This window comes from Streptomyces sp. NPDC005878, from assembly GCF_040629815.1.
Taxonomy (GTDB): Bacteria; Actinomycetota; Actinomycetes; order Streptomycetales; family Streptomycetaceae; genus Streptomyces.
Window position 1 is genome coordinate 75,711 of record NZ_JBEXWK010000011.1, and the last position, 25,017, is coordinate 100,727.

24 protein-coding genes are annotated in these 25,017 nt (G+C 71.3%); 11 read left to right on the top strand and 13 right to left on the bottom strand.

Going from position 1 to position 25,017, the window contains the following annotated elements; translation table 11 throughout:
* Nucleotides 1-60 precede the first annotated feature (60 nt).
* From ABZ404_RS18635 to ABZ404_RS18645, 3 genes are all read right to left on the bottom strand, one after another.
* The gene (locus ABZ404_RS18635) at nt 61-978 is read right to left on the bottom strand and encodes a tyrosine-protein phosphatase (protein ID WP_358990562.1); all 918 of its coding nucleotides are present in this window, start codon (nt 976-978) and stop codon (nt 61-63) included.
* A gap of 282 nt (nt 979-1,260) precedes the next feature.
* Nucleotides 1,261-2,514: a beta-ketoacyl-[acyl-carrier-protein] synthase family protein gene (locus tag ABZ404_RS18640; protein ID WP_358837663.1), complete on the bottom strand. Its 1,254-nt coding sequence runs from the start codon at nt 2,512-2,514 to the stop codon at nt 1,261-1,263.
* Between the two features lie 118 nt (nt 2,515-2,632).
* A complete protein-coding gene (locus ABZ404_RS18645) occupies nt 2,633-3,310 on the bottom strand; it encodes a lysophospholipid acyltransferase family protein (RefSeq protein WP_358837664.1) in 678 nt (225 codons plus the stop codon).
* Nucleotides 3,311-3,587: 277 nt separating this feature from the next.
* Here ABZ404_RS18645 and ABZ404_RS18650 point away from each other — a divergent pair, with 277 nt between their 5' ends.
* Both ABZ404_RS18650 and ABZ404_RS18655 read left to right on the top strand, forming a co-directional pair.
* Nucleotides 3,588-4,880: a cytochrome P450 gene (locus ABZ404_RS18650; RefSeq protein WP_358990566.1), complete on the top strand. Its 1,293-nt coding sequence runs from the start codon at nt 3,588-3,590 to the stop codon at nt 4,878-4,880.
* A gap of 39 nt (nt 4,881-4,919) precedes the next feature.
* The gene (locus ABZ404_RS18655; protein WP_358834071.1) at nt 4,920-6,539 is read left to right on the top strand and encodes a peroxidase family protein; all 1,620 of its coding nucleotides are present in this window, start codon (nt 4,920-4,922) and stop codon (nt 6,537-6,539) included.
* Nucleotides 6,540-6,584: 45 nt separating this feature from the next.
* Here the strand turns inward: ABZ404_RS18655 and ABZ404_RS18660 are convergent, their stop codons facing one another.
* Nucleotides 6,585-6,842 (bottom strand): hypothetical protein, encoded by a 258-nt coding sequence (locus ABZ404_RS18660; RefSeq protein WP_358834072.1) that lies wholly within the window; start codon nt 6,840-6,842, stop codon nt 6,585-6,587.
* Between the two features lie 34 nt (nt 6,843-6,876).
* Complete coding sequence (locus ABZ404_RS18665; RefSeq protein WP_358834073.1) at nt 6,877-9,045, bottom strand: hypothetical protein; 2,169 nt, start codon at nt 9,043-9,045, stop codon at nt 6,877-6,879.
* A 310-nt stretch (nt 9,046-9,355) separates the two neighbouring features.
* Between ABZ404_RS18665 and ABZ404_RS18670 the strand changes: the two genes are divergently transcribed.
* From ABZ404_RS18670 to ABZ404_RS18685, 4 genes are all read left to right on the top strand, one after another.
* A complete protein-coding gene (locus tag ABZ404_RS18670) occupies nt 9,356-10,333 on the top strand; it encodes an acyl-CoA desaturase (protein WP_358834074.1) in 978 nt (325 codons plus the stop codon).
* An 83-nt stretch (nt 10,334-10,416) separates the two neighbouring features.
* Entirely contained in the window at nt 10,417-11,154 is a 738-nt protein-coding gene (locus ABZ404_RS18675; protein ID WP_358834075.1) for a VOC family protein, read from the top strand.
* A gap of 300 nt (nt 11,155-11,454) precedes the next feature.
* Nucleotides 11,455-12,105, top strand: coding sequence for a DUF998 domain-containing protein (locus ABZ404_RS18680; protein ID WP_358834076.1), 651 nt, complete (start codon nt 11,455-11,457; stop codon nt 12,103-12,105).
* A 146-nt stretch (nt 12,106-12,251) separates the two neighbouring features.
* The gene (locus ABZ404_RS18685; protein ID WP_358834077.1) at nt 12,252-12,464 is read left to right on the top strand and encodes a hypothetical protein; all 213 of its coding nucleotides are present in this window, start codon (nt 12,252-12,254) and stop codon (nt 12,462-12,464) included.
* 29 nt (nt 12,465-12,493) lie between these two features.
* Here ABZ404_RS18685 and ABZ404_RS18690 read toward each other — a convergent pair whose 3' ends face one another.
* From ABZ404_RS18690 to ABZ404_RS18700, 3 genes are all read right to left on the bottom strand, one after another.
* Nucleotides 12,494-12,733 carry a chaplin gene (locus tag ABZ404_RS18690; RefSeq protein WP_358834078.1) on the bottom strand — a complete coding sequence of 80 codons (240 nt, stop codon included), beginning with the start codon at nt 12,731-12,733 and terminating at the stop codon, nt 12,494-12,496.
* Nucleotides 12,734-12,965: 232 nt separating this feature from the next.
* Nucleotides 12,966-13,748 carry an oxidoreductase gene (locus ABZ404_RS18695; protein WP_358834079.1) on the bottom strand — a complete coding sequence of 261 codons (783 nt, stop codon included), beginning with the start codon at nt 13,746-13,748 and terminating at the stop codon, nt 12,966-12,968.
* 75 nt (nt 13,749-13,823) lie between these two features.
* Nucleotides 13,824-14,402 carry a TetR/AcrR family transcriptional regulator gene (locus ABZ404_RS18700; RefSeq protein ID WP_358834080.1) on the bottom strand — a complete coding sequence of 193 codons (579 nt, stop codon included), beginning with the start codon at nt 14,400-14,402 and terminating at the stop codon, nt 13,824-13,826.
* 283 nt (nt 14,403-14,685) lie between these two features.
* Here ABZ404_RS18700 and ABZ404_RS18705 point away from each other — a divergent pair, with 283 nt between their 5' ends.
* Complete coding sequence (locus ABZ404_RS18705) at nt 14,686-16,716, top strand: M6 family metalloprotease domain-containing protein (RefSeq protein WP_358834081.1); 2,031 nt, start codon at nt 14,686-14,688, stop codon at nt 16,714-16,716.
* A 144-nt stretch (nt 16,717-16,860) separates the two neighbouring features.
* Here the strand turns inward: ABZ404_RS18705 and ABZ404_RS18710 are convergent, their stop codons facing one another.
* Entirely contained in the window at nt 16,861-17,307 is a 447-nt protein-coding gene (locus ABZ404_RS18710; RefSeq protein WP_358834082.1) for a nitroreductase family deazaflavin-dependent oxidoreductase, read from the bottom strand.
* A gap of 148 nt (nt 17,308-17,455) precedes the next feature.
* Between ABZ404_RS18710 and ABZ404_RS18715 the strand changes: the two genes are divergently transcribed.
* A complete protein-coding gene (locus ABZ404_RS18715; RefSeq protein WP_358834083.1) occupies nt 17,456-17,845 on the top strand; it encodes a helix-turn-helix domain-containing protein in 390 nt (129 codons plus the stop codon).
* Nucleotides 17,846-18,023: 178 nt separating this feature from the next.
* Here the strand turns inward: ABZ404_RS18715 and ABZ404_RS18720 are convergent, their stop codons facing one another.
* A complete protein-coding gene (locus ABZ404_RS18720; RefSeq protein ID WP_358834084.1) occupies nt 18,024-18,671 on the bottom strand; it encodes a hypothetical protein in 648 nt (215 codons plus the stop codon).
* Nucleotides 18,672-18,693: 22 nt separating this feature from the next.
* Nucleotides 18,694-19,950 (bottom strand): beta-ketoacyl-[acyl-carrier-protein] synthase family protein, encoded by a 1,257-nt coding sequence (locus ABZ404_RS18725; RefSeq protein WP_358834085.1) that lies wholly within the window; start codon nt 19,948-19,950, stop codon nt 18,694-18,696.
* 67 nt (nt 19,951-20,017) lie between these two features.
* Between ABZ404_RS18725 and ABZ404_RS18730 the strand changes: the two genes are divergently transcribed.
* Complete coding sequence (locus ABZ404_RS18730; protein WP_358834086.1) at nt 20,018-20,635, top strand: TetR/AcrR family transcriptional regulator C-terminal domain-containing protein; 618 nt, start codon at nt 20,018-20,020, stop codon at nt 20,633-20,635.
* A gap of 345 nt (nt 20,636-20,980) precedes the next feature.
* Here the strand turns inward: ABZ404_RS18730 and ABZ404_RS18735 are convergent, their stop codons facing one another.
* A complete protein-coding gene (locus tag ABZ404_RS18735; protein WP_358834087.1) occupies nt 20,981-21,640 on the bottom strand; it encodes a TetR/AcrR family transcriptional regulator in 660 nt (219 codons plus the stop codon).
* Nucleotides 21,641-21,827: 187 nt separating this feature from the next.
* Between ABZ404_RS18735 and ABZ404_RS18740 the strand changes: the two genes are divergently transcribed.
* Nucleotides 21,828-22,946: a serine hydrolase domain-containing protein gene (locus ABZ404_RS18740; protein WP_358834088.1), complete on the top strand. Its 1,119-nt coding sequence runs from the start codon at nt 21,828-21,830 to the stop codon at nt 22,944-22,946.
* Between the two features lie 172 nt (nt 22,947-23,118).
* Here the strand turns inward: ABZ404_RS18740 and ABZ404_RS18745 are convergent, their stop codons facing one another.
* A complete protein-coding gene (locus ABZ404_RS18745) occupies nt 23,119-23,988 on the bottom strand; it encodes an AraC family transcriptional regulator (RefSeq protein ID WP_358834091.1) in 870 nt (289 codons plus the stop codon).
* A 119-nt stretch (nt 23,989-24,107) separates the two neighbouring features.
* On the opposite strand from ABZ404_RS18745, the gene ABZ404_RS18750 reads away from it, so the two are divergent.
* Nucleotides 24,108-24,890, top strand: coding sequence for a phytanoyl-CoA dioxygenase family protein (locus ABZ404_RS18750; protein ID WP_358834089.1), 783 nt, complete (start codon nt 24,108-24,110; stop codon nt 24,888-24,890).
* Nucleotides 24,891-25,017: the final 127 nt, after the last annotated feature.

The following is a 25,017-nucleotide window of genomic DNA, read 5'->3' on the forward strand; positions in this document are numbered from 1 at the left end:
GGAAGGGTACTGACAGCGGTGCGACCGCGGGGGCCGTTTTCCCGTGCTGCACGTCGCGGGTCAGCCGACGATGCGGAGCCGCAGCTTGAACAGGGTGAGCGTGTCGAGACCGAGCCCCTGGGCGAGGAAGTCGCCGAAGGTTCCGTAGTCGGCCACCGCCTGCGCCCTGAATGCCGCCAGGTAACTGCTGCGCACCTGGAGCAACGGATCGAGCAGGGCCGGGTCCTGCATGAGGCCCGCGGCCTTGAGCTGGCTCTTCAGCGCGGCGTCCGAGGCCGCGCGGAGTTGGTTGCTCAGAAGGTAGTCACCCTCGGACGTGGCCGCCGGCACGCCGACCGCGCGCAGGATGGTGTCCGCGAGGACTCCCGTGCGGTCCTTGCCGGCCGAGCAGTGGAACATCGCGGGCTCGTCCGCGTTCGCCACGGCGCGGATCGCCGCCCCGAGCGCGGCCCGGTTCGCCGGGTTGGTGACGAAAGCACGATAGAGCGCTCCCATCCTCGCTTCGGCCTTTCCCGCGCCGAGCTGCTGTCGCTGATAGACGGGGTCCTTGCTGCGCACCACCATGCCGATGAACGCGAACAGCGACGTGTCGTCGACCGGCAGGGCGACGGACGTCACGCCGGCCGGGAGCCGGTCGGCTCCGTCGGCCTGCACCTCGGGCCCGGTCCGCAGGTCGATCACGCTGCCCAGCCCCAGGCCGGCGAGCGCGCTCACGCCCTCGGGCGGCAGCTTCGACAGGGTCTCCGAGCGGTACAGCACACCCCAGCGGCTGGTCCTGCCGTCGTAGGTGCGGTAGCCGCCGATGTCCCGGGCATTGACGGTGCCCGGGACCGCCAGCACCCGCGGGGACGTCACTGAGCCGGCGGCTGGGCGGGGGCCGTTCGCGGCCGGGGATGCCTGCGCCGTACCGGATACCAGGGGCATCAGCAGGGCCAGGGCGAGCACAGACATGCTGAGGGCGCGTCTTGTCGCTGCCACGAAAGGCTCCTTCCATCGAGGAAGCCGGGAACGTAGCGCGTGGATCTTGTGCCTGGAAGGCGCGCGCGGAAAGCAGCGGCCCCGCCTGCCGGCTCGGCTCGGCTTGGCTCAGCCCAGGGGCAGCGCCTCACGGAGCCTGCGCCGGGAGGCCGTGTTGTTGCCGATCGGGCCTGGCCGCGAAGGGCGAGGGCGCGGCCAGGACGCTCGGCATGCCGCCGTCACCGCGCTCGGCCGGCAGCCGGGCCTGGCGCATCACCAGCCGCAGCCCGTCCTCGAAGTCTTTCAGGGCGTGGCCGTGAAGGCGAGGACGGCGTTCTGGCCGCCGAAGCCGAAGGAGTTGCTGACGGCGGCCTCCATGCGCTGCGGGCGGGGCACCTTGGCGACCACGTCCAGGTCCAGTGCGGGATCGAGGGTGTCGAGGTTGGCGGTGGGCGGGATCAGCTGGTGTCGCAGGGTGAGCACGGTGCAGGCCGCTTCGATCGCCCCCGCGCCGCCGATGGCGTGGCCGATGGTGCCCTTGAGGGCGGTGACGGGCGGGGGCCGCCGGAAGACCTGGTGCAGCGCGTTGTGCTCGGCCGCGTCTCCCTGTGGGGTGGCGGTGCCGTGCGCGTTGACGTGGCCGATGTCTTCCGGGGCCAGGCCGGCGTCCGAGAGGGCGGTGCGCAGTGCGCGTGCGGCGCCGTCCCCGTCGGGGTGCGGAGCGGTGAAGTGGTGGGCGTCGCAGGAGGCCCCGTAACCGGCGAGCAGGGCTTGGGGGCGCGTGCGCCGTGCCCGGGCGTCCTCGACGCGTTCCAGGACGAGGACGGCCGCTCCCTCGCCGAGGACGAAACCGTCGCGGTCCCGGTCGAACGGGCGGGAGGCGGTCGCGGGGCTGTCGGCGCGGCGCGACAGGGCACGCATCTGGGCGAAGCAGGCGGCGGTCATACGCAGCCGCGCCGACTCGCTGCCGCCGGCCAGGACCACGTCGCAGGAGCCGGACAGCAGCCAGTCGCGTGCCAGTCCGATCGCGCTGGTCCCGGAGGCACAGGCGGCGCTGACCACCAGGTTGGGGCCCTGCGCCCCGAGATCGAGGGCGATCTCGGCGGCGGCCATGTTCGGCACGCTGCGCGGCAGGGCCAGGGGGGAGACGCGTTCGGGCAGGTGGGCCGCGAGCCGGTCGAACTCGGCCTGCCACCCCTGTATGGAACCGGTGCCGACCCCCATCACCACGCCGACACGCGCCCCGTCCCAGCCGTCCGGGGCCAGGCCCGCGTCGGAGACGGCCTCCCGGGCGGCGAGCAGCGCGAAGAGCGTGAAGCGGTCGAGGCGTCGGGCGAGGCGGTGCCCGAGCAGACCGGCCGCGTCGAGGCCGGGCACCTGGCAGGAGAAGGCCACGGGCAGCCCGCTCAGGGCAGGGTCGTCGGCGGCCGTGGACAGCCCCGCCGTGAGGCCCGCCCACGCCGCGTCCCGGCCGATGCCCGCCGGGGTGACCAGCCCCAGTCCGGTGACGGCCACGGGGTCGCGCCGTCCGGGGCCATGTGCTGTCGCAGGGTGCATAAGGGTGATTCTTCGGTCCCGGCGGGGCCCTTCGGGGACGCCGCAACTCGTTCGGCCCAGGAGGAGGGACCCGTACCACCCGTACGAGCGAACGGTGACGCCCCGTCATCAGCGCTGGTCACGAGGGACGGGGATCGTCGCCCGACAGCCCGGCCCCGAGCCCGTGCACCGCGCGGGACCAGGTGACGCCCAGCGCGGCCTCCAGGTCTTCCATCGGCCGGTCCGACGCGTCGAGCCGAAGCGCCGGTCCGATGTGTACGTGGACGCGAGGCCGGCGTGCCGGTGCGGTGGCCCAGCCCGCCAGTTGCTTGGCCCGGCTTCCGGAGGCGACCCGGCGGGCACCCGCGTGCCCGATGGGGATCACGGGTGCGCCGATGGACAGCGCGAGCCGGACGACACCGGTCTTCAGCCGGCCGGGCGGCCGGTCGTGGGAGGTGCGGTGGCCGGGCAGACCCCCTTCGGGGTAGATGAGCACGCTGCGCCCCTCGTCCAGCGCCTCGCAGGCGTGGCGCAGCGCGTCCCCGGCACGTCGGCTGCCCCGGTACACCGGCACGTACCCCTCCCGGGTGAGAGCCTGGGACAGCAGAGGCACCCTCCACAGTCCGGCGGTGGCCAACACGGCGGGCCGCAGTCCGAGCCGGTGCAGGGTGCCGATCAGCAGCACCGGGTCGAAGAACGAGGTGTGGTTGGCGGCGAGGACACACCCCCTGCCGACGGCCCGGCTCAGGTTTTCGGCACCGCTCACGGTCGTGTCGCTGAGGACGGGCACCAGGGATCCGGCCCACGCGGACAGCATCCGGGCCCCTCCTTCCGCAACGACGTTCGGCCTCCTGCCGGACCGGACGCGGCCCGTACGGCCGGTGGCAACCCGAAGGCGGTGCCAGGGGCCCGCCCAGGGGCCCAGGACGCGCTCAGACCTGGTGGCCACCGGGACCGGTCGGCGGGGCCGGTCGGCGGGGCCGGGCCGTTGCCGCCCCACGATCCTCACCCCGGCTCCGCTCCCCCGCACTCCGGCGCTGCCCCGGATGCCTGCCCGACGTGCGACGCCCGCCGTGCGGTGGCTCAATGCCGTCATGGACTTCCTCACCGCGTACGACGCGCTCCCGGAGGACGACGTCCCGCGGCGGGTGGGCCTGCTGCGGCAGAGCATGGCGACCGACAAGGCGGCCCTCTTCGCCGAACTGCGCGCACACCGGCCGGTGTTCCCCACCCCCGTCGGTGTGTTCGTCACCCGGCACCCGGACGTTCTGGAGGTGCTGTCGGCGCCCGGGACGTTCACCGTGGGCGTGTTCGGGCCGGCGCTGGAGGAGGTGCTCGGTGCCCCCTTCCTCCTCGCCCGGGACGGCCCCGGCCTGCACTGGCGCGAGCGCGGTTACGGGCAAGTGCTCCTGGCCGCCGAGGACGCGCCCCGGGTGCGCGAGCTGACGGCCCGGATCGCCGACGCCGTCCTGGACGAGGCGGTCGCCCGGGGCGGTGACACCTTCGACCTGATCCAGGACTACGCCCGTCCGGCCGCCGCGCAGGTGGCCCGCGCCTACCTCGGCCTGGACGGCATCGAGGAGGAGGTCCTGCACTCCTGCACCCGCCGGATGCAGTGGGCGTTCGCCGTCAACCCCGACCGCGACCCCCGGATCCACGCCGACGGGGTGGCGGCCGGACGCGAGCTGCGCGAGCGGGTCGCCGAGGTGATCGCCCGGCGCCGGTCCGCGTCCGAGGACGTCGACGGCGGCGACGGGTCCACGGACGTCCTCGACCGGATGCTGCGCACGCGGCTCCCCGCCGAGTACGGCTTCGACGACGAGCGGATCAACGCCAACCTGGCCGGGTACCTGACGGGTTATCAGCAGAATGCCACCCAGTGCACGGCCACCGCGCTGAAGGAGCTCACCCTGCGCCCCGAGGCCTTGACCGAGGCCGAGCGGGCGGCCGGCGCGGGCGACCCGGAGCGCTTCGACGCGTACGTGTGGGAGGCGCTGCGCTTCCACCCGTTCGTGCCCGTCACACCCCGGCTGTGCGTGCGCGACCATGTGCTGGCCGCCGGGACGCCTCGGCAGACGGTGGTCCCGGCCAAGAGCGTGGTGCTGGCCTGCTTCGCCTCCGCCATGTTCGACGAGGAGGTGCTGGACGCGCCCGCCGAGTTCCGCCCCGGCCGCCCGCCCGCCCACAACCTCGTCCTCGGGTACGGCGCCCACGACTGCCTCGGGAAGTACGCCGCCCAGGTGATCGTGCCGGAGCTGGTGCGGCGGGTACTGCTGCGTCCCGGCGTCCGCCCGCTGCCCGGCGGGGAACGCGCCCTCGACTACGCGGGCACCCCGTTCCCGCAGCACTACCCGGTGAGCGCCGGCCGCCCGCCCGTACCGGCCTGACCGCCACCGACCGCCGCCGCCCGCGCACCCGGAGGACCCATGACCGTCACTTCCCGCGAGACCGAGGACCGGACGGCATCGCGCAACGAAACCCGGGACAGGTCCCGCGACGGCCGGCGCAACCGGTTCGAGACCCATCTGCTGACCCACTACCGCCCGGTCTGGCAGACGGCCCAGCGCAGCAGGTGGCTGCACCGCAGGCTCAACTCCACCCTCACCGATCTGGCGGTCCTCAAAGCGCCTCCGCGCCCGGAGCCGTTGAGCACCAAGAGCCCGTACACCTCCTGGGACTCCCTCACCGACCGCACCTGGGTGGGCCGGCACCTGCCACCGACGACCGGCCTGCCCGGGAGCCTGCCGGCCCCGCAGGAGGTCGCCGAACTGTTCCGCCGCGAAGGCGCGGGACGGTACTGCGCGCGTTCCACGGCGCTGCTGCCCGCGTTCGCGCAGTGGTTCACCGACGGGTTCCTGCGCGGACACGCCGCCACCGGCGACCCGCGGCGCACGGACTCCCCGCACACCCTGGACATGTGCCAGCTCTACGGCGACCGCGAGGAGGTCACCGCCTGTCTGCGCACCTTCGAGGGAGGCAGGCTGAAGAGCCGGATGATCGACGGCGCCGAGTTCCCCCCCGCGCTGTGCCGGGACGGCCGGATCCTCGAGGAGTTCGGGGTGATCAAACCGGTCCGCTTCGGCGAGGTGCCCAAGGACTGCGTCGACACGCTCTTCGCGTGCGGCGGTGAACGGGTGCACGCGCACATCGGCCCGATGGCGCTGAACATCCTGTTCCTGCGCGAGCACAACCGGGTCGCCGGTCTCCTCGGCGCCGCCCACCCGGAGTGGGACGACGAACGCGTCTTCCAGACCACCCGCAACACCTTGATCGTGATGATGATCCGGGTGATGCTGGAGGAGTACATCAACCACATCACGCCGTACCACTTCGACTTCGTCCTCGACCCGGTACGCACCGACCGCGGGGTGTGGCACCGGGAGAACTGGGCGACGATCGAGTTCAGCCTCGTCTACCGCTGGCACAGCCTCATCCCGTCCACCTACCGGATCGCGGACCAGGAGGTGCCGCTCGCCCGGACGATCGCCAACGGGCAGCTCGTCCTCGACCGCGGCCTCGGGCCGCTCTTCGAGGACCTGTCCCGTCAGCCCGCCGGTCTGTCGGGGCTGTTCAACACCGACGAGCTGCTGCTGCCCATCGAGGCGCGTTCCGTCGCGGTCGGCCGGGAGCTGCGGCTGGCGTCGTACAACGACTACCGCGTCCACTACGGTTTCCCGCCGGTCACCCACCCACGGCAGATCACCGGCGACCTCCGCGTCCAGGAGGCGCTGCTGGACCTGTACGGCGGTGTCGACGACATCGACCTCTACGTCGGCCTGTTCGCGGAGGAGCCGGAGCCCGGTGCCATCTTCGGCCGGCTGCTCGAACGGATCATCTCCGTCGACGCGTTCTCCGAGGCCCTGAACAACCCGCTGCTCGCGCCCCGCCTCTTCGCCCCCTCGACCTTCTCGGAGGAGGGCATGCGGGTGGTCCGGGAGACCAGGAGCTTCTCCGACCTGGTGCACCGCAACCTGCCGGAGGACTCGGGACGTTACTTCGTGTCGCTGGGCAGCGGTGCGGGCGACACCCCGCCACCGGCCCGCTGAGCGGAGTGTCCCGCGGCCGTCCTGCCGGTGGCCGCGCCGCGTGGGTCAGCCGCGGGCGTGCGTGAGCAGGGCGTCGGCGGCGGTGCGCAGTTGTTCCGCGGCCGTGACGCAGGCGGCGGCCTGCTGCTCCAGGGTGGTCCGGCTCCACTCGGGCGCCGCCGGGCAGCCGTCGAGGGTCGCGGCGGCGGAGAGCAGCTGTCGCGCGTAGGCCCCCATGAGGTCGGCGTCCTGACGCAACGTACGCACCTGGCCGAGGAGGTCGTCGGAGGCGCGGGCGGCTGCTCGGGGGGACTCGGTCACCATGGCGGCTCCCACTCGGGTCGGTGCGGTACGGGGCTCAGCGGGGCAGGACGGCGCCCGCGCTGCGGTGGAGCATGAGCTGGGGGCAGCTCAGGACGAACAGCGGCCGGGTCCTGTCGATGCCGAGTGCGCGCAGGTGACCGGCGAGCTGCCCGGAGGCCCCGCTGTCCAGCCGGAGCCGGACACCGCGGCCGGGGTGCAGCCGCAGCTTGCCGTGGACCCGGACCAGCGTGCGTACGGTGCTCTCGTTCCGGCGGCCGTAGAGCACCCAGTCCGCCTCCAGGCAGCGCACACCAGGGCCGATCCGGCCCTCGACGGCGAGCCCGAGACCCGGGGAGCGGGCGGTGATGTGCCGGCCCATCAGATCGGCCTCGGCCGCCGTCCGCACCGCGGGCTGGCCCCAGATCTCCTCCGCGACGATCCGGGCCTCCTCGCTCGTCGCGGCGAGGGACAGGACGTACCGGCCGGTCCGGCGCAGGTCCACCCGACGCAGCAGGTCGGCCGCGACGTCGTACGGACGGGGCCGCCACAGGTCGTCGACCAGGACGGACAGGGTGATCTCCGTGTACGGGCCGATCGTGGTGCAGCGGTGCTCGTACAGCGACAGCACGGCGAGGGCCCGTCGGGCCAGTCGGCTGGGGGTCATCCAGGTGACGTCCGGCAGCAGGGCGCGTGCCGCGTCGGCGGGGACCGCGAAGCAGAGATGGGCGGCGGAGGAGTCGTAGTAGCGCACGGGGACATCGACCGGACCGGCCGTCGTGGGGAAGGCGCTGGTGGGCAGGGTGAGGAAGGGGTAGCCCTCGGGTGGCCGGGCGCGGTCCTTGAGCTGGTACACCTGGCTGCGTACGACGGGTCCGCGGTAGGGGCCGAGCGCCGCGTCCACGTCCTCGCGTGCCTCGGGGATCACGGTCGTGAGGTGCTTGATGTATTCGCGGAGCATGTGGCACAGCGGGAACTCGTGGCTGGGACCGGTGTAGTCGACCTCGTACCAGTTCGGGTGCGGGTCGAACGCGGAGCCCGCGCCCCGGCCGTCGAGGACGGGCACGATGTCGTGCTGGTTGGTGATGCTGGCGACCCAGGTGCGCGGATCGGCGGGCTTCTTGTTGTCGACCGGCGAGCCGACGGTCACCACGTGCGTGACCCGGTAGAGGCGGCAGAACTCCTCGTTCTGCGCGAGGTTCATCAGGGCGATGCCGCCCTCGCTGTGCCCGATCAGCGCGACCTCGGCACCCTTCGGAATGCCGTAGTCCGCAAGGGCGAGCAGGATCGAGCGGGTGTAGGGCGAGTCGGCCATGAACAGGTTGCGCCAGGCCCCGATGAAGTCCTGGGGGGAGTCGTTGCGGGGCCGGCCGGGAGCCATGCCGGGTGCCTGGAGGACGTGGCGGACGACGCCGTCGGGGCCGCGCACGTCCTGCACGAGGACGCGCCCGTCGGTACGGAGTGCCTCGATGTTGCCCAGGAACCCGAGGAAGGACCCCTCGGCGGCGATGAGCTGCCGCTCCTGGTCGGAGAGGTCCACCGGCTCGGCGGCGCCCTCCCCCTTGTCCATGGCCGCCAGATGGGAGGCGCTGATGCCGTGCAGCGGGTCCGCGGACAGTTCCCGTCCGGCGGCGAGCGCCCAGGCGGTCTCGTCGTTCTTGGGGTCCTCGTCCAGGAGGGCCCGAATGGCGAGGAGCTCGGCCATCAGCGGCGCGAGTCCGGACAGCGCGCGCTGGGCGCCCTGGTCCCGGAACAGGGCGCGCAGCGCCCGTACGGCCTCCAGGTCGCGGTCGGCGGTGACCGCGACCATCAGCCGGCGCATACCGGGGTCGCGTTCGAACTCGGGGTGGTCGATGAGCACGGCGGCGATCCTCAGCCGCAGCGAGGTGACGGCGACCAGCGCTGCCAGGCTCTCCCGGCCCAGCGCCTCCCCTGCCGCACCCAGCACCTGTCCCATGCCGCTGGGCGCGGTGATCGCCGAGCCGCCCAGGCCCTGCTTGTTCGTCAGAGCGCGCAGCAGCGCCCACTGGGCGGCGAGGCCGGTGCGGGGCCGACGGCGCACGGAGGCGGCCAGGGCCGGTGCGAACAGCGCGCCGCTGGTGCGCGCGGACACCGCGCGGATGCCTTCGGCGGCCTCGACCACATCGCGCGCGCACCGGCGCAGCAGCTCCCGGTCGTCCTCTCCGTCCGGTGTGGGCCGTCCGGGCGCGTGGCCGTCCACTCGCATCCCTCGCTCCCTCCCTCGACCACCCGCTGAGGCACGGTGTGCGCGTACGCCGCCCGGTGTCCGCCGGACCCATGCCCGCGGGAGACTTCCCGGACCTGGTCCCATCGTCGGCCAGGCTCTGCGGGCCCGCACCTTCATCCATCCAGGTAGAGGATGGCTCCGGGGCCGCTCTGCCCGCCGCGCCTGAGCTCAGGAGGGCTGTCCGTTGCGCATAATCGCCGCACATGACTCCCTGCACTCCCCCGCTCGTGGCAGGCCCGTCCTCCGTACGCCCGGGAGGATCTTCCTCCCCACTCGTGGGAGGTAGGCCGTGACCGCGTCCCTCGACCACGCGGAAGGCCCGCGGGCCCCGCTTCCCGACACCGTCCCGGTCGGCCTCCCGCTGCGCACCGGCTACCTGCTGACGCTCGTGGTGGGACCGCTGGCCGTGCTGCTCCTGGCACTGCCCGCCGCCCTGGCCGCCGGCTGGGGGCCGCGCTGGTACGACGCGGTCCTCGGCGCCGGGATGTACGCCCTGTCCATCATGGGCATCACGGCGGGCTACCACCGGCACTTCACGCATCTGTCGTTCAAGGCCAAGCGCCCGCTGCGGATCGCCCTGGGCATCGCGGGCATGCTCGCCCTGGAGGGCCCGGTGACGATTTGGGTGGCCGAGCACCGGCGCCACCACCAGCACGCGGACCGGGAGGGCGACCCGCACTCGCCCTGGAAGTACGGCACCACCCGCCGCGCCCTGCTCAAGGGGCTCTGGCACGCCCAGGTCGGCTGGTTCGCCTCCTCGCCGGTCCGCTCGCACTACCCGCGCTACGCGCCTGACCTGCTCGCCGACCCCGACGTACGCCGTCTGGACCGCTGCTATCCCCTCGCCATGGCCGCCTCCCTCGGGCTGCCACCGGCACTCGTCCTGGCGGTGACCCACGACTGGAGAGCCGCCGCGGTCACCCTCCTGTGGGCGAGCCTGGTCCGCTACGCCGTCGTCCACCACGTCACCTGGTCCGTGAACTCCGTGGCGCACGCCTTCGGCAGCCGGCACTACCGCACCCGCGACCAGTCCCGGGACGTGGCCTGGGTGGCCCTGCTGACCTTCGGCGAGGGCTGGCACAACCTCCACCACGCCGACCCCAACAGCGCCCGGCACGGCGGACTGAAGGGCCAGCCCGACCTCACCGCATGGCTCATCGCCCGCTTCGAGCGGTGGGGCTGGGCCTACGACGTGCGCTGGCCGGACGCACGGCGCATCGCCGCACGGCTGCGCACGGAGACGACCACCCAGCGCGCCGCACCGTGACCGGGCCGGCCCCGCTCACTCCCCTACGGCCCGGCGTGATCGCGTCGGCACCCGGACCATCGCGGGTATCTAGGCTCTGTGGCATGGCAACACGACTTGTGCAGATCCATATGAGGGCCCTGGATGCCCCGGTCCTCGGCGAGTTCTGGGCGGAGGCGCTTGGATGGGGGGTCGGCAGCGAGGCACCTGGGGTGATCCACCTCGAACCCGTGGGCTTCGCCTGCCCCGACCCCGTGGCGGTCTGCTTCAACATCATCGCCCGCCCGGAACCCAAAACGGTGAAGAACCGGGTCCACCTTGATCTGGCCACCACCTCCACCGCCCATCAAACGGAGTTGGTCGCGCGTCTGCAGAAGCTCGGGGCGACGCTCGCGGACGTGGGTCAGGGCGATGTCCCGTGGACGGTCATGGCCGACCCCGAGGGCAACGAGTTCTGCGTCCTGGAGCCCCGCCCGATCTATCGGGACACCGGACCGATCGCCGCAGTGGTGGTCGACTGCGGCGACCCACGTGGGATGGCCCGGTTCTGGGGCGAGGCGATGGACTGGACGCTGCACGAGGTCAGCGACGACTACGCGAGTCTGCGCTCCGCCCAAGGCGTCGGTCCCTACCTGGAGTTCCTGCGCACCCACGACACCAAGAGCGCAGGGAACCGCGTCCACCTCGACGTCAGCCCCTACCCCGGTGACGACCTGGGTGCGGAGGAAACCCGACTGCGCGCCCTGGGTGCCACCGATCCCGGCACCGACCAGTCCACCCTCTCCTGGCGGGTTCTGGCGGACCCGGAAGGCAACGAGTTCCGCCTCCTCACCCCTCGCTGACCGCCAGTAACGGTTTCGGCTGTTCGTGGATGGGCGGCCGGCCCCCGTGGCGTCGGCTGCGCGTGGCGTCGGCCCCACGGATCAGGCCCATGGGTATACCCCGTTCGCGCTGGCCATATGGCTGAAGAGCGTGTTCATACGCCGGGCCGCGGGAAGTGCACGTACATGACGTGTGAGCCACCGTCCGACCAGCCGCAAGGGAGACCCCGTCGGCCCACGGCTGCCGCTGGTTCCGACGCGGCAGCCGATCCCCCTGCTGGACGGCGTCGGGCCGTCCTCGCGCTCCTGGTCGTCGCGTCGGTGGCGTACAACGGCTGGCTCCTGGAGTTCCTGGTGCCCACCGGGCTGGACCCCGCCAACTCCTACGTCAGCGAGGCATTCGCGGCCGATCAGCCGTACCGGATCCTCTTCAGCGGCATCGAGCTCAGCTGTGACGCTCTGCTGGTCTCAGCCGCGCTCTTCATGTACCGGGAAGACGCGCGGACGCTGCCACGGGCAGGGTGGGTGGCGATCGGGGCCTTCGGTGGGTTCTCGGTTCTGGATGTGATGGTGCCGATACGGTGTGCGCCCTCCCTCGGAGGCGGCTGCGAACCGGTCAATCCTTGGCACACCGCGACCAGTGGGCTGGTGCATTTCGCGCTGTTCGCGTCGATGGCGCTGTTCGTCGCGGACACGCGACGGCAGCACGGGGCCGGCCGCAGCCCCATACGTCGATGGGGCCCGTGGCTCCTGTTGATCTCGATGGCGGCGGCCCTGGCCACCGTCGGCCCCCTGCTCGGTCATCCGGGCGGCCAAGGCGTGGCCCAGCGCCTGCACCTCCTGTGCGTCGGCCTCTGGCTCCTTCTGCTGGCAGCCGGACTGCGGCCGGGCGCGGTGCCTTGCACGCGCGAGCCCCGTTCCGGCCCGGCAGACGCCGACGCATCCCCGTCCGAACGGGAGAACAGTTCCTGAGCCAGGCGCTGCCACCGGATCGCCCTACGCGTCCGGCGCCCGCCGTTCGGGTGGACCTTCCAGGAATACCCGCTGAGCGGCAACGAGCCGGGAAGGGCAGGAGCACCACGTCGACCCGCACGGGGTCGGCACCGGAGGGAGTTTTCATGGCCGCGGATGCTCAGAGCGACAGCACCGTCCACCCGCTCGTCGCGCCCCTGGCCCAGTCCATCGTGTCCGCGGGCGTAGGCGCGCCGATCACCCAGGACATGGTGAACCAGGCCAGGGCATTGCAGCAGTCACCGGGTGGCACCGCTCACCCTGTCACCCAGAACCCGGCCTCCCTCGCCGACGACAGCCGCGGCAAGATGGGCATCTGAAGCCCGAGCAGTGTGTGTGCCCGAGGTGGTCAGTCGTTGACGCAGGTGTTGGCGAAGGCCGGGTTGAACAGACCGATCACATTGACGGTGTTGCCGCACGCGTTGACCGGCACGTGCACGGGAACCTGAATCGTGTTCCCCGAGATCGCGCCGGGCGAATGCACGGCCGCACCCTGCGCGCCCGCGTCAGCGAAAGCCCACGAGGCACCACCAGCAACCACCGCACCCGCGGCCAGAACAGCGGCAGACAGCTTCCTCAACGAAGACACAGTGATACTCCTGGGCAGACGAGGACCGATCACGCCCCCGCCGGACAGCGAGGACACCCACCTCAACGCGCCACGCCCCCACAGGTCACCCTGTCGTTCAAAGCCATACGAGTGACACCGCTTCCGGCAGTCACGGTGACAGCACGCACCGAAACCGCGTGCTGACCCGTGGCGTAAGGCTGCCGGATCAGTGGCCGACGGGCTCGTACACACGCCACCACCGGGAAGCGGCTCACACCGTCTTGATGCCGCCGCCCTCTACGACGTAGTCGGCGCCGGTCATGCTCGCCGCGCGGTCCGAGGCGAGGAACGCCACGACAGCCGCGACCTCCTCCGGTTCGACCATGCGGCCGGTGACCATGCCCATCGCCGCGGGCACCCCGGACACGAAGTCGCGGTGCCCGACGCCGTTCGCCTCGGCGAGGCGGGCGCCGAAGCTGTCGTCGTCCTCCCACATGCCGGTACGTGTGGGGCCGGGCGAGACCGTATTCACCCGGACGCCCTGAGGGCCGAACTCTTCGGACAACGCCTTGCCGAACGCGTTGAGGGCCGCCTTCGCGGCACCGTACTCGATCGGCCCCGTGCCCGGCAGGCGCGCGCTCATCGACGAGATGTTCACCACCGAGCCACGGCGCTCCAGGATGCTCGGCAGCAGGCGGCGGGTGACCCGTACCGTGCCGAACAGGTTGACTTCGAAGCTCCGCGCCCACAAGGCGTCATCGGTCGCGAGGAACCCTTCCAGGGTGAACGCGTCGCCGCCGCCCAGGTTGTTGACCAGGATGTCCACGGCGCCGAGTTCCGCGAGTGCCCGCGTCCCCAGTTCGTCGGCGCCTTCCGGCGTACTCAGGTCGACCGCGACGGGGTGGGCGCCGGTCTCCTTCAGTTGGGCCGTAATCGTCCTGGCCGCACCGACCACTCGGACCCCCTCGGCGACGAGCTGCCGGGTGATCGCTAGACCGACGCCCCGGCCGGCCCCGGTGACGACCGCTGTCTTCCCGGCGAGATCGAGTTCCATGTCAGACTCCTTGCAGATTTTTGAACCACAGGTACAAAACAAGTGCACAAAAAAACCACCGCCCGGGCAGGCCGGTCAGAGCGACTGCATCACCGCGTCCACGACCCGCTTCAACTGCGTGGCATCCTCGGCGGTCTTCGCCAGCACGCGCATGCCGATCACGGTCGCGAGCAGCCAGGCGGCCACCGCCGTCGCGTCGCGTCCGCCGTCGATCTCGCCGGCTCGCTGACCTTCCTCGACCGTCGCCCGGAACGCGCTCTCCGTACGCGCGAACATCCTGCGTACCGTTTCGGCCGTCTCGGCGTCCGAGGAGGCCAACTCGGTCGCGGTGTTGACCGCCATGCAGCCGCGTCGGTCCCGGTCGCCCAGGTCGAGCTCGACCAGGGCTTCCAGGGCGCCGCGCAGCCGGTCCTTCGCCGAACCGGGATGATCGAGGAGCTCCTCCAGCCAAGCGGCCTGCGAGTCGCGGTAGCGCGCCAGCGCCCGTTCGAACAACGCGTGCTTGCTGCCGAAGGTGTTGTACAGGCTTCCCTTACCGATGCCGATCTCGTCGACGAGGTCCTGAGGCGTCGTCGCCGCGTACCCCTTGCGCCAGAACACGCCCATCGCGCGCTCCACCGCCACGTCCGGATCAAACTGCTTCGGCCTGCCCATGCCACGATCATAGCGCTGTTTTTGACCTTGAGGTCAACTACCGAGCTCGCCTCGCGCCTCGCGCGAAGGCCGATCCCGACAGGTGGTGTTCCAGCCACTGCGGCATGCCTCCGGCCCGGGGCCGCGCAGGCACCCTGGCGTCACGCCTGCCCACAGCTCTACCGTGACACGGGGGACGCACCCATCCCCAGTTCACTGCTTTTGTCATGGCCGCGCCATTTTCGGCTTGTCATTCACGCACCCCGTGACCTCGATGACTCCAGGCAAGAGGTGAGCCATGTACGTGCACCGCAGACGCCTCCACCCCCCACGCCGACTGCGTCGGCTCAATGTCGTCATCCTGCTCCTCGGCGTCGTCGCGGCCGTCGCGGCCGGGCCCGCCCGGGCGACGCCCGATGCCGCGCCGTGGCGCCCGCCCCTCGTCCGGCCGCTCGACCCTCAGCACTGGCGCAACCCCGACGACATGACCTGGGCCGAATACCGCTCCGTCCCGGGCACGGACTGGGCCAACCCCAACCGCCAGCCCACGCGGCGCAAGTTCAAAGGGGCTCTCGTACTGCTGGACTACGCCGACGAGGAGTTCTCGGTCACCAAGTCCGCCGGGGCCGCCAAATTCGGCAATCCCCTGCCCAGCGCGTCCGGCATTCCCCGCGCCCAACTGCCCAGGTTCTACGAGGACTTCCTCAACAAGCCCGGCCCGCTCAACCACGGTCACACCATCAACGAGTACTGGATGGAGGATTCCGGCGGCCGCTTCGGCGTCGGGCTGACCGCGTTCGGCGCCTACCGCATGCCGGGCAAGTCCTATCAGTACGGCATCGAGCCCGGCATGAACCCGGACGCCTGCCCCGTCGGCGCGACCTGCGGCAAGGACATCCGCGCCGACGGCAAACGGGCCTGGGTCGCCGACGTGGGCGCCGGCAAAGCCGCGGAATTCGACTTCGTCTTCTACCTCACCGCCGGAGTGGACGAGTCCTCCGCCTGGCAGGAGTTCGGGCCGATGAAGTTCGCCTCCGCCCAGGACGTACCGGCCGCGTGGGGACCGCCCTCCCCCATCGCCTCCGGACAAAACGCGGCACACACCCGCTATGTGCCGTGGACGTCCTGGCAGGCGGCCGCCCGTATCTGGCCCAACGCCGCCAACGGCTCCTCCACCCAGGCCGAGAGCTCCGGCATGGCCACCTTCGCCCATGAACTCAGCCACATCCTGGGCATCGGCGACAACTACAACAACCCCTACGGGACACCGCTCAGCCGTTCCTACACCGGCATCTGGGGCATGCTCTCGCGCGGCTCGTTCAACGGTCCCGGCGGCCCGCACACCCGATGGCAGATACCCGCCACCGCGGGCGGCTCCATGGGGGCCCAGCATGTCCTGCGCGACAAGCTCAAACTCGGCATGGTCGACGAGAGGAACGTCCTGCGCCTGGACCGCGACGCCCTCAAGGACTCCGGCCCCGTCGTCGCCCGCGTCACCGCCCGCTCGGCCCCGCCCGGAGACAAGGGGCTGACCGGCCTCAACATCACCATGGCCCGTGACCTGTCGCCCACCTGCGACCGGTCCACCGACCCGCTGTGCGACGGCGGTGGTTACGACAACTACACCGTCGAGGTCGTCGACCGCATGGGCATGGACTCCTTCACCCCCGACAGCGGCGTCCTCCTCAGCAAGACCAAGAACGCCGACCGGGCACCGTTCGCCTGGGTGATCGACGCCCACCCCGAAGACATCGGCCTGGTGGACTTCGTCCGCCCCGACGGCACCCCGCAGAAGATCACGATGGGCGACTACCGGCAGCTCAGCGACGCGCTCTTCCACGCCGGGGCGGACTCCGGCAGCTCGTACGAATACATCGACGAAGCCAACCGGTTGCACTTCTACGTCCTCAACGTGCGACGCGACGCCACCGGCGTCCTCTCCTACGACATCGGCGTCAAGTCCTTGGACGGATCCGGACCACAGGTCCGTGCGGTCGCCCTCTCCAAGGGTGCCGTCACAAGCGCACCCGCCACGGGCCGGGCCGTGTGCACGTTCCGCCTCGCCAACACCGGGCAGCCCGACCCCCGCGACCAGCCACACCTGTCCTCCGACATCTATCGGCTGACCGCGGCGACCTCGGCACACGGCTGGTCGGCCTGGCTTCCCAACCGCCTCACCGCCACGGCCGCCGGCACCTCCGTCCCCGTCGACGTCGCCATCACGACCAAAGCAGGCGCCGAACGCAAGGGGACCGTCACCCTCACCGCCCGCTCCGAGAGCGACCCGACCAAGACAGCCCAGGCCACTTGCTCACTGCCGAAACCCGGCAGATAGCTCCCCCAAGGCGTGGGGTGGCCGGGCCGCATCAGCCCGGCCGCCCCACGCCGCCGTTCCGGATCAGGGTGTGATGCGAGCGGCGGGACACTCTCAGCCGGCCTCTACGCGTCTCCGCCCCTACGTCTCTACGCCTCTACGCCCCTACGCAAGGCCTCGCTCACTCCCCGCTTCCGTCGGGGTGACGATGACCAGGGGGATCTCCCGGGCCGTCGCGGTGCGGTAGGCCGCGTACGAAGGCATCGCGGCAATCACCGCCGGCCACAGACGGGCGGACTCCGCAGCCGTGGCCGGCCGCGCCGTCGCCGGGGAGGTGGCCGAGCCGACCTGGAGGGTGACTTCCGGGTTGCTCAACAGGTTCAGGTACCAGGCGGGATGCCGGTCCGCGCCCGCGTTGGACGCCGTCAGGACGTAAGCGTCCCCGTCCCGGACGTAGGCCAGTGCCGTGCGGCGCAGCAGGCCGGACTTGCGGCCCCGCGTTGTCAGAAGCAGGTCGGCAACCCCGGGGCGGGGGTGGCCGCCGGTCTCCTCGAAGCGGCGGATGTGGTCGGCGATCCACGGGGTCGGGTTGTCGTGCACGATCTCGGTCATACCGCGGACACCCCCATGACCCGCGCGACGGCCGTCCGGCCGCCGCCCCCTCCGCACGTCACGGGGATGTTGCTGCTCTGCGTTTCCATGGGCCAGAGCGTAGGCCGGGGGCTGGTTTCCGATCGGATACCGCCCTACGGTGTGGATCATGACCAAGTTGCAGGCCGACCGCAGACCGCTGGACCCGGAGATGTTCGACCCCGTCTGTCCGTCCCCGCTGGTGCCGTTCCGCGTGGGCGACAAGTGGGCCCCGCTCCTCCTGCGGTGCTTGCAGGGCGGCCCCCGCCGCTTCTCGGAGCTCAAAGTGCCGCTGCGTGGCATCACGGCCAAGTCGTTGACGCTGTCCCTGCGCAGACTTGAGCGGGACGGTTTCGTCGTCCGCAAGGAGTACGAGGGCGCGGAGCGCCGGGTCGAGTACGCCTTGACGCCGCTCGGCCTGGGCCTGTTGGGCCCCTTGGACGCGGCGTGTGAGTGGACGCGAGACCACTGGGACGAGCTGATCGATGCTCAGGAGGCGGACACGCCAGGCGGATTCTGAGGCCGCCGCCCGGGAACGCTCCTGCCAGGTCCCGCCGGGCGCGGGGGGGGCGCCGCACAGGTCAAACCGCGCGGCAGCCACCCGCCCCCTGGCCACGGCGACGGCGACGGCGACGGCGAGCGGGGGCGGGATCGGCACCTCGGTGGATCCTGCGGCGGGCAGAACCGCTACGCGGCGGTTACGCCATGCCCAGCCAGCTCTCCAGCACGGCCTCGCGTTCCCGCGAGCGCAGGACTTCGACGGGCTGGGTTTCATTCCACCAGTTCGTCAGGGCTACGGGCGAGGCCTCACCGCGTGTGAAGCGGGCGAGCAGCCCCAAAGAGAGGTCGACTTCTCGCTGGGTGTAGGCGATCGCCGCACCGGAGTACACCGTTGACTCGACGCTCTCCCCTTCCGTCGTGGTGACGGCGACCGTCATCTCCGCCGGGCTGCCGGGCACCCAGGCGTCAAGAGCCGCGGCGGCCACGGAAAGTCCGCGTGCCGCCCACCGCACGAGCGTGGAGCGGACCGGTACGTGCAGCACCTGGAGATCCATCACCGCCGACCACCGCCAGGCATGCGGAGTGGGGCCGGTGATCCGCACCCCCACCGGGGAGAGCAGCACCCCCGGTCCCCCCGCCGCGGGCGGCGTACCCACGTACACCCTCTCCCCGTTGACCCAGAAAAGACCTATGGTGCTGCCCATCCGGTCGGGCGCATGGGTGGGCAGTGACGGTTCCACAATCAGCTCCATCTGTTCGGCCGCCGCACGGCGATCATGTCGAAGCAACTGAACATAGACCAACGTGACGGACAACCGCCGCAATCGCGCCACCAGGGCGTTCACCGAGGGGATGGCAGCGGACGGCTCACGGGGCCGGCATGAGAGCAGAGCCGGTGCCGGTCTCGGTGAAGATGAGGGAGACGTTCTGTCCTCCGAAGCCGAACGAGTTGCTGAGCACGGCCTCTTGAGGGGTGTCTCGTCGCTCAGCGACGACGTCGAGGTCGATGTCGGGATCGACGTCGGCCGCGGTGAGGTTGCGGGTGGGCGGTATGACCCCGTGCTCCACGCTGAGGACGGCGATGAGTCCCTCGATCGCTCCGGCCGCGCCGAAGAGGTGACCGAGCGCCGCCTTGGGGGCGGTGACGGCGGCGCGACCGAGGACTTCCCGGATCGCGTGCGCCTCGGCGACGTCACCGACCGAGGTTCCGGTGGCATGGGCGTTGACGTGGCTGATCCACTCGGGGGCCAGACCGGCTTGGGCGAGGGCCTTGCGCATGGCGGAGATCTGTCCCGACCCGTCGGGCGCGGGTGCCGTGATGTGGTGAGCGTCGGCGGCGATACCGGCGCCCGCGAGCACCGCGTGCACCCGCGCGTGACGGGCTCTGGCATGCTCGGCGCTTTCGAGCACCATGACGGCGGCTCCTTCGCTGAGGACGAATCCGCTGCGGTCGACGGCGAACGGCCGTGACGCCGAGGCGGGTTCGCCGGTGTGCCGGGACAGTGCTTGTGCCTGGACGAAGCCGGCGACGGTGATGGGGGTGATCGCGGCCTCGGTTCCGCCCGCGATGACCACGTCCGCCTCGCCGCCCCGGATGAGCCGGGCTCCCAGGGCGATCGCCTCGGCACCGGAAGAGCACGCCGAGACGGGGGTGTAGGACCCGGCCCGTGCACCGTATTCGATGCTGATCAGCGCCGCCGCGGCATTGGGCATGAGCATGGGAACGGTACGCGGCGAGACGCGCCGAGTCCCGCTCGCCTCCAGGGCGTCGTCTTCCTTCAACAGGGTCTGTACGCCACCGATGCCCGTGCCGATCGCCGATGCCAGTCGGTCCGGGTCCACGTCCGGGGAGCCGGCATCGGCCCAGGCCTCGGCCGCGGCGACCAAGGCCGCCTGCTGCGAGCGGTCGAGCCGCCTGGCCCGTACCGGCGGCAGCAACGTGGCGGGGTCGACCGCCATCGTCCCACCGACGACCTCGGGGAGGCCGACGTCGTCGTGGCCGCTCAGGGCGTTGCCGTGGATGCCGGACTCACCGGCGAGCAGGGCTTCCCAGGTGGATTTGACGTCTCCGCCGAGTGGGGTGATCGCGCCGAGTCCGGTCACGACGACTTCGGTCCCTCGCATACGTTCCAACCTTTCTTGTATGCCATACAAGCGGGCAGGACCTTGTTGTATCACATACAATCCGGGGGTGGAGAAGAAGCCGTCCAGAGCACAGGCAACGCCGATCAAGGCGCTCGAGCGTGGTCGCGCGACGAAGCGCCGGCTGATCGAGGTCACCGCCCGGCTCTGCGAGGAGCGGCCGGGTGCCGAGGTGAGCGTCGCGGAGATCGCGAAGGCGGCCGGCGTCTTCCCCAACCAGGTCACCTACCACTTCGGCTCCAAGGACTCGCTGCTCGTGCACGCCGCCTTCCTGGGTTTGCTGCACGACACCCGCCGCATAGAGCGCATCGGCCGCCAAGCCCCCGATGCGGCGGCATTCCGGCGCAACATCGCCCGCGCCGTGCTGTCTCTGCCCTCGCTGCCCTCAGTGGCCCGGGCGCTCGCGGCCGGGATCTCCAAGCCCGAACTCGCGCCGGTCATCGACCGGCACCTCCAGTTGCTCTTCCGGCAATCCGAGCGCTTCGTGAGCCGGTTCCTCGACGAGCGCGGGTGGAAAGCCCGCCGACCGCTCAATGTGGAGGCCAGGACGTTCTGGAGCACCGCGCTCGGCGCGGTGCTGCTCGTACGCGCCGGGGCCCACGGCACCAATGCCGAACTCGACCTCGCGGGAACACTGACCATCCACGACGATCCCGAGCCCGGCTAACTCACACGCTCGGCCGGACGACCTTGTCGGGGACGGCAGCACACTGACGACACGGCTTCACCGCCCAAGACGGAGCTATAGCTGTAGCTGAGCCGCGTCCGTCCAGGGCAATCAACGGCCGGGAAGGGCGTGTTCGACCTCCCCAGGTCCCCCCCTTCCCGGCCGGCCCCGTCCGCTTACCCCGTCTACCCGGATCTATGCCCGACGTTTTCCGGGACGCCGCGTCGAAACCCGCTTCGGGAAAGCGAGCCACGGCCATCCACCGGGCCGGGCTCCACGCCACCGGCACTCTTCCGCCGACGGGGGCAGCCAGCGGGGCCCGCCCGACGACCGTACGGAAAGCTTCTAATCCGGGTTGATCGCGCCCTCGATGTGGGCGAGTTGGGCGGCCAGGATCTCCTCGAAGGCGGCGCCGCGGTCCGACCCGAGCGGGCGGACGTCGCGGGCGAAGTGGGCGAGGGCGGGGAAGCGTTCGGGGTCGGCGCCCAGCACCGCCACGCGGAAGTGCTCCATGCCCTGTTCGTGCTCTTCCGGGGTGACCGCGCCCGCCCCGGCCTCGGAGGTGATCAGCGCGGCGATCAGGACCGCGATCCGGTGGTAGCGCACCGGGATCTCCTCGTCGCGCAGCCCGGACGCGCGCAGCGCCTGCAGTACCTCTTCCATGACCAGCCGGGATCCCGCGCCGCCCGACGCGTAACGCCCCCAGACCGCGGCGAGCTGGGGCTGCTGACCGAAGGCATCCCGTATGCGCAGGGCCAGGGCGGTGATGCGCTGCTTCCAGTCCCCCTCGGCGCGGTGGCCGTCCATGGCGGCGAGAAGGATCCGGTCGGCGACCGCGCGCAGCAGTTCCGTCTTGCTGCGGAAGTGCCGGTAGAGGCTGGAGGAGTCGGTCCCGAGGACCGCGGCCAGTTTGCGCACGCTGAACGAGTCCGCGTCGCTCGTGCGCAGCAGCTCTGTCGCCGCGTCCAGGATCTCTTCGGTCGACCAACGCCTACGGGCTGCCATGTCGCTCCTCTCACCGGATTCGACCCTAACCTATGCACTTGGTGTTGCACGCACCGCGTGCATAATGAGGACACGAGCGCGCCAAGCAGCCCAGGAGCTGGGGCGGTGTGCCGACTCGTGCCCTTGTGTCCGGGATCGGGCGACGGATACGGCGCTCCCACCGGAGAGACGAAAGGACGCATGACACATGAAGAACGCACTCGATTGCGCAGCGCTGGACGCGGCCATGGAAGCCGTCCACCGCGCCGGGATGCCTGGCCTGTTCGCCGAGGTCAGAGACGGCGACCAGGTGTGGCGAGGCGCCGCGGGGGTCGCCGATGTCACCACCGGTCGCCCCGTCACCGCCGACATGCGCCACCGCGTCGGCAGCATCACCAAGACCTTCACCGCCGCCGCGGTGATGCAGCAGGCCGAGGCCGGCCGGATCGGGCTCGACACACCGATCGGGCAGTACCTTCCGAAGCTGGTTCCCGGAGAGCGCGGTGACGCGATCACGGTCCGGATGCTGATCAATCACACCAGCGGCCTGGCCGAGTACCTCCCGTACGCCTACCCCTCCCTCAAGGCCTACCCCGTCCTCGCCGACACCGGGCCCGAGAGCCTGGACGACCACCGGCACACGCGGTTCGACCCAGTCGAACTGATCGGGATGGGAGTCGCCGCACCTCCTGTCGGTACCCCGGGCGGCACACCGGGCGTGTACTCCAACACCAACTACCTGCTCCTCGTCGAACTTCTGGAACAAGCGACCGGCATCACGGCCGAGCAGTACATCACTCGCGACGTCATCGAGCGCGCCGGACTCCGGGACACCGGGTTCCCCACCGGCCCGCATGTCGCCGGTCCGCACTCGAAGCTCTACGAGGCGTGGTTCGGCATGATCGACCCGCCGCGCGACTACAGCGTCTACGACATGTCGTGGGTGGGTCCGTCGGCCTCCCTCATATCCACCGTCTCGGACCTCAACCGCTTCTACGGCAAGCTGCTGGCCGGGGACATCGTCAGCCCGTCGTCGCTGGCCCAGATGCAGCGCACTGTCCCGGTCGTCTCCCAGGAGGGCAAGTTGATCGAGTACGGCCTCGGCCTGCACCCCACAGAGAGCCCCGGCCAGGACACCTTCTGGGGCCACGGTGGCACGGTCTGGGGCGGTGGAACGCTCGCCATGACCAGCGCCGACGGCCGTCGGGGGATGGCCGTCGCGGTGAACATGCAGAGGTGGAACAGACTCGACGCCTCCGGCAGGCCGCAACCCCATCCCATCGACGACGCGCTCGCAGCCCTTTTCCGCGTGGCGATGTACGGCTGACGTCCATTCAGGAATCGCCTGGGCCCCGGCCGGCAGCGGTTACGTCCGGATGCGGTTGAGCACCGTACCGGGCGAGGCCGGCCGCTCTGGTCGGGTGGCCGGCTGGTCGCCGCTTCCTCCTCCGGACCAGCACACCGACCTCGGCGCACACGGCGAGGCAGGGACCCGTAGATCAATCGGCCTCCCGCTCCACCGGCAGCCACAGCTCGGCATCCGCCTCCCTGCCGTCGGTGGACATCCGCGTACGAAGGATCTCCGGCCCGGGGCGGCTCCGGTACGGGTTCGACGGGAACCACTCGGTGAACACATCCCGCCACAGCGTCTGGATCGCCTGCGGCGCCGGCCCGGAGGTGGTGAAGACCGCCCATGTCCCGGCCGGTACGGGGAGCGTGGCCATGCCCTGCGGCGCCGACGCCGAGGTGACGACCCCGTGGTAGTAGTCGAGCTCGGTACCCTCCGCCCGGCTGGGATCGAGGTCGTCGCAGATGGCGAGGATGCCGTGCGGTTCCTGGTCGGACAGTTTCTCCAACGATTCCCTCGACTGGCCGCTGCTGGTCCTGCGGACGAAATCGATGATCGCCTGGTTCGGCCCCGAGTGCACGAGAGGCACCCGGGTCTTCGCGCCGACGACGCTGAACGGCGGCTTGTGCACGAGGCGGTAGCGCATGCTGCTGCTCCCCTCGACGATGAGGCGGAAGCTCATACGGGGCTGGGAGCTGAGCGCCGCGCCGGTGCGCCGCGCCTCGCCGGGCCCGACGCCGTGCATCGCGCGGAACGCCCGCGCGAATGCCTCGCCCGAGCCGTATCCGTACCGCACCGCGATCTCCAGCAATGTCCGCTCACCGGCCAGGACCTCCGCGCCCGCCACGGTCAGCCTCCGACGCCTGATGTACTCCGACAGCGGCATCCCCGCCAGCGCCGAGAACATCCGCCGCAGGTGATACTCCGAGGTGGCCGCGACCCGCGCCAGCTCGCCTACGTCGACCGAGCTGTCGAGCTGCCGTTCGATCTGCTCCATGGCCTGGTTGAGCCGCTCCAGCACGATCGCCTCCAAGATCCCGACCATCGATTGAACCAGACGCGGCCGCGTATGCCGGACCCGAGAAAAGCGGTGCGGCGGGTGTCGGGTCACCGGGGCGTGCGGCCCCGGACGATGGAGGCATGGACGACACGACCCTGGTATCCCGCTTCCTCCGCGACGGTTTCGTCAAGCTGGAGGGCGCCGTCGCGCCCCGCGTGGCCGCGAGTTGCGCGCGGCTGCTGTGGGGGGAGACGGGTTGCGACCCGGACGACCCGAAGACCTGGACGCGGCCCGTGCACTGGGTGGGCGGTATGGCACAGGGACCGTTCGCCGCCGCACCCAACTCCCCCGATCTGCACCGGGCGTACGACCTCCTGGTCGGCGCCGGGCGCTGGGAGCCGCGCTACTCGCTCGGCACCTTCCCGCTGCGCTTCCCGCACGAGGAGGAGCCCGACGACGCGGGCTGGCACATCGAGGGCAGCTACGCGGTGGAGGGTGAGACGTGGCCCTTCACCAACCTCCGCTCACGCGGCCGCGCGCTACTGATGCTGTTCCTCTTCAGCGAGGTGGGGGAAGAGGATGCCCCGACCCGGATCCGAGTCGGCTCCCACCTCGACGTACCGAAGGTGCTGGAGCCGTACGGGGAGAACGGCGCGAGCGTCCTGGCCATCGCGCCGGACCTCGCAGCGGCATCCGCCCACCGGCCGCTCGCCCTCGCCACCGGTTCCCCCGGGGACGTCTTCCTCTGCCACCCGTTCCTGGTGCACGCGGCACAGCCCCACCACGGGACGCGGCCACGCTTCATGGCGCAGCCACCGCTGATGCCGACGGCCCCGTACGAACTGGAGCGGGCCGACGGCGCGTACTCACCCGTGGAGATGGCGATCCGCCGGGGCCTGGGGCGAGGCCATCTCCGGTCCTGATGGTGTCCGTCCGCCTATGGCCGCGAGCCCCACAACAAATCCCACCAGTACGCCCCTCGTTCCCCTCGGTTGCGGAGTGCACCCAGGCAATCATGTTCATCAAGTGCGGAGCCAACCACTCGTCCTT

What these genes read in the sequence shown, in the direction of transcription:
- ABZ404_RS18750 (WP_358834089.1), top strand. Translation starts at nt 24,108, where the DNA reads ATGGACGACACGACCCTGGTATCCCGCTTCCTCCGCGACGGTTTCGTC.
- ABZ404_RS18645 (WP_358837664.1), bottom strand. Translation starts at nt 3,310, where the DNA reads ATGCTGTCCGCGTGGGCCGGATCCCTGGTGCCCGTCCTCAGCGACACG.
- ABZ404_RS18715 (WP_358834083.1), top strand. Translation starts at nt 17,456, where the DNA reads ATGACCAAGTTGCAGGCCGACCGCAGACCGCTGGACCCGGAGATGTTC.
- ABZ404_RS18660 (WP_358834072.1), bottom strand. Translation starts at nt 6,842, where the DNA reads ATGGTGACCGAGTCCCCCCGAGCAGCCGCCCGCGCCTCCGACGACCTC.
- ABZ404_RS18710 (WP_358834082.1), bottom strand. Translation starts at nt 17,307, where the DNA reads ATGACCGAGATCGTGCACGACAACCCGACCCCGTGGATCGCCGACCAC.
- ABZ404_RS18650 (WP_358990566.1), top strand. Translation starts at nt 3,588, where the DNA reads ATGGACTTCCTCACCGCGTACGACGCGCTCCCGGAGGACGACGTCCCG.
- ABZ404_RS18685 (WP_358834077.1), top strand. Translation starts at nt 12,252, where the DNA reads ATGGCCGCGGATGCTCAGAGCGACAGCACCGTCCACCCGCTCGTCGCG.
- ABZ404_RS18740 (WP_358834088.1), top strand. Translation starts at nt 21,828, where the DNA reads ATGAAGAACGCACTCGATTGCGCAGCGCTGGACGCGGCCATGGAAGCC.
- ABZ404_RS18655 (WP_358834071.1), top strand. Translation starts at nt 4,920, where the DNA reads ATGACCGTCACTTCCCGCGAGACCGAGGACCGGACGGCATCGCGCAAC.
- ABZ404_RS18725 (WP_358834085.1), bottom strand. Translation starts at nt 19,950, where the DNA reads ATGCGAGGGACCGAAGTCGTCGTGACCGGACTCGGCGCGATCACCCCA.
- ABZ404_RS18640 (WP_358837663.1), bottom strand. Translation starts at nt 2,514, where the DNA reads ATGCACCCTGCGACAGCACATGGCCCCGGACGGCGCGACCCCGTGGCC.
- ABZ404_RS18675 (WP_358834075.1), top strand. Translation starts at nt 10,417, where the DNA reads ATGGCAACACGACTTGTGCAGATCCATATGAGGGCCCTGGATGCCCCG.
- ABZ404_RS18695 (WP_358834079.1), bottom strand. Translation starts at nt 13,748, where the DNA reads ATGGAACTCGATCTCGCCGGGAAGACAGCGGTCGTCACCGGGGCCGGC.
- ABZ404_RS18700 (WP_358834080.1), bottom strand. Translation starts at nt 14,402, where the DNA reads ATGGGCAGGCCGAAGCAGTTTGATCCGGACGTGGCGGTGGAGCGCGCG.
- ABZ404_RS18735 (WP_358834087.1), bottom strand. Translation starts at nt 21,640, where the DNA reads ATGGCAGCCCGTAGGCGTTGGTCGACCGAAGAGATCCTGGACGCGGCG.
- ABZ404_RS18665 (WP_358834073.1), bottom strand. Translation starts at nt 9,045, where the DNA reads ATGCGAGTGGACGGCCACGCGCCCGGACGGCCCACACCGGACGGAGAG.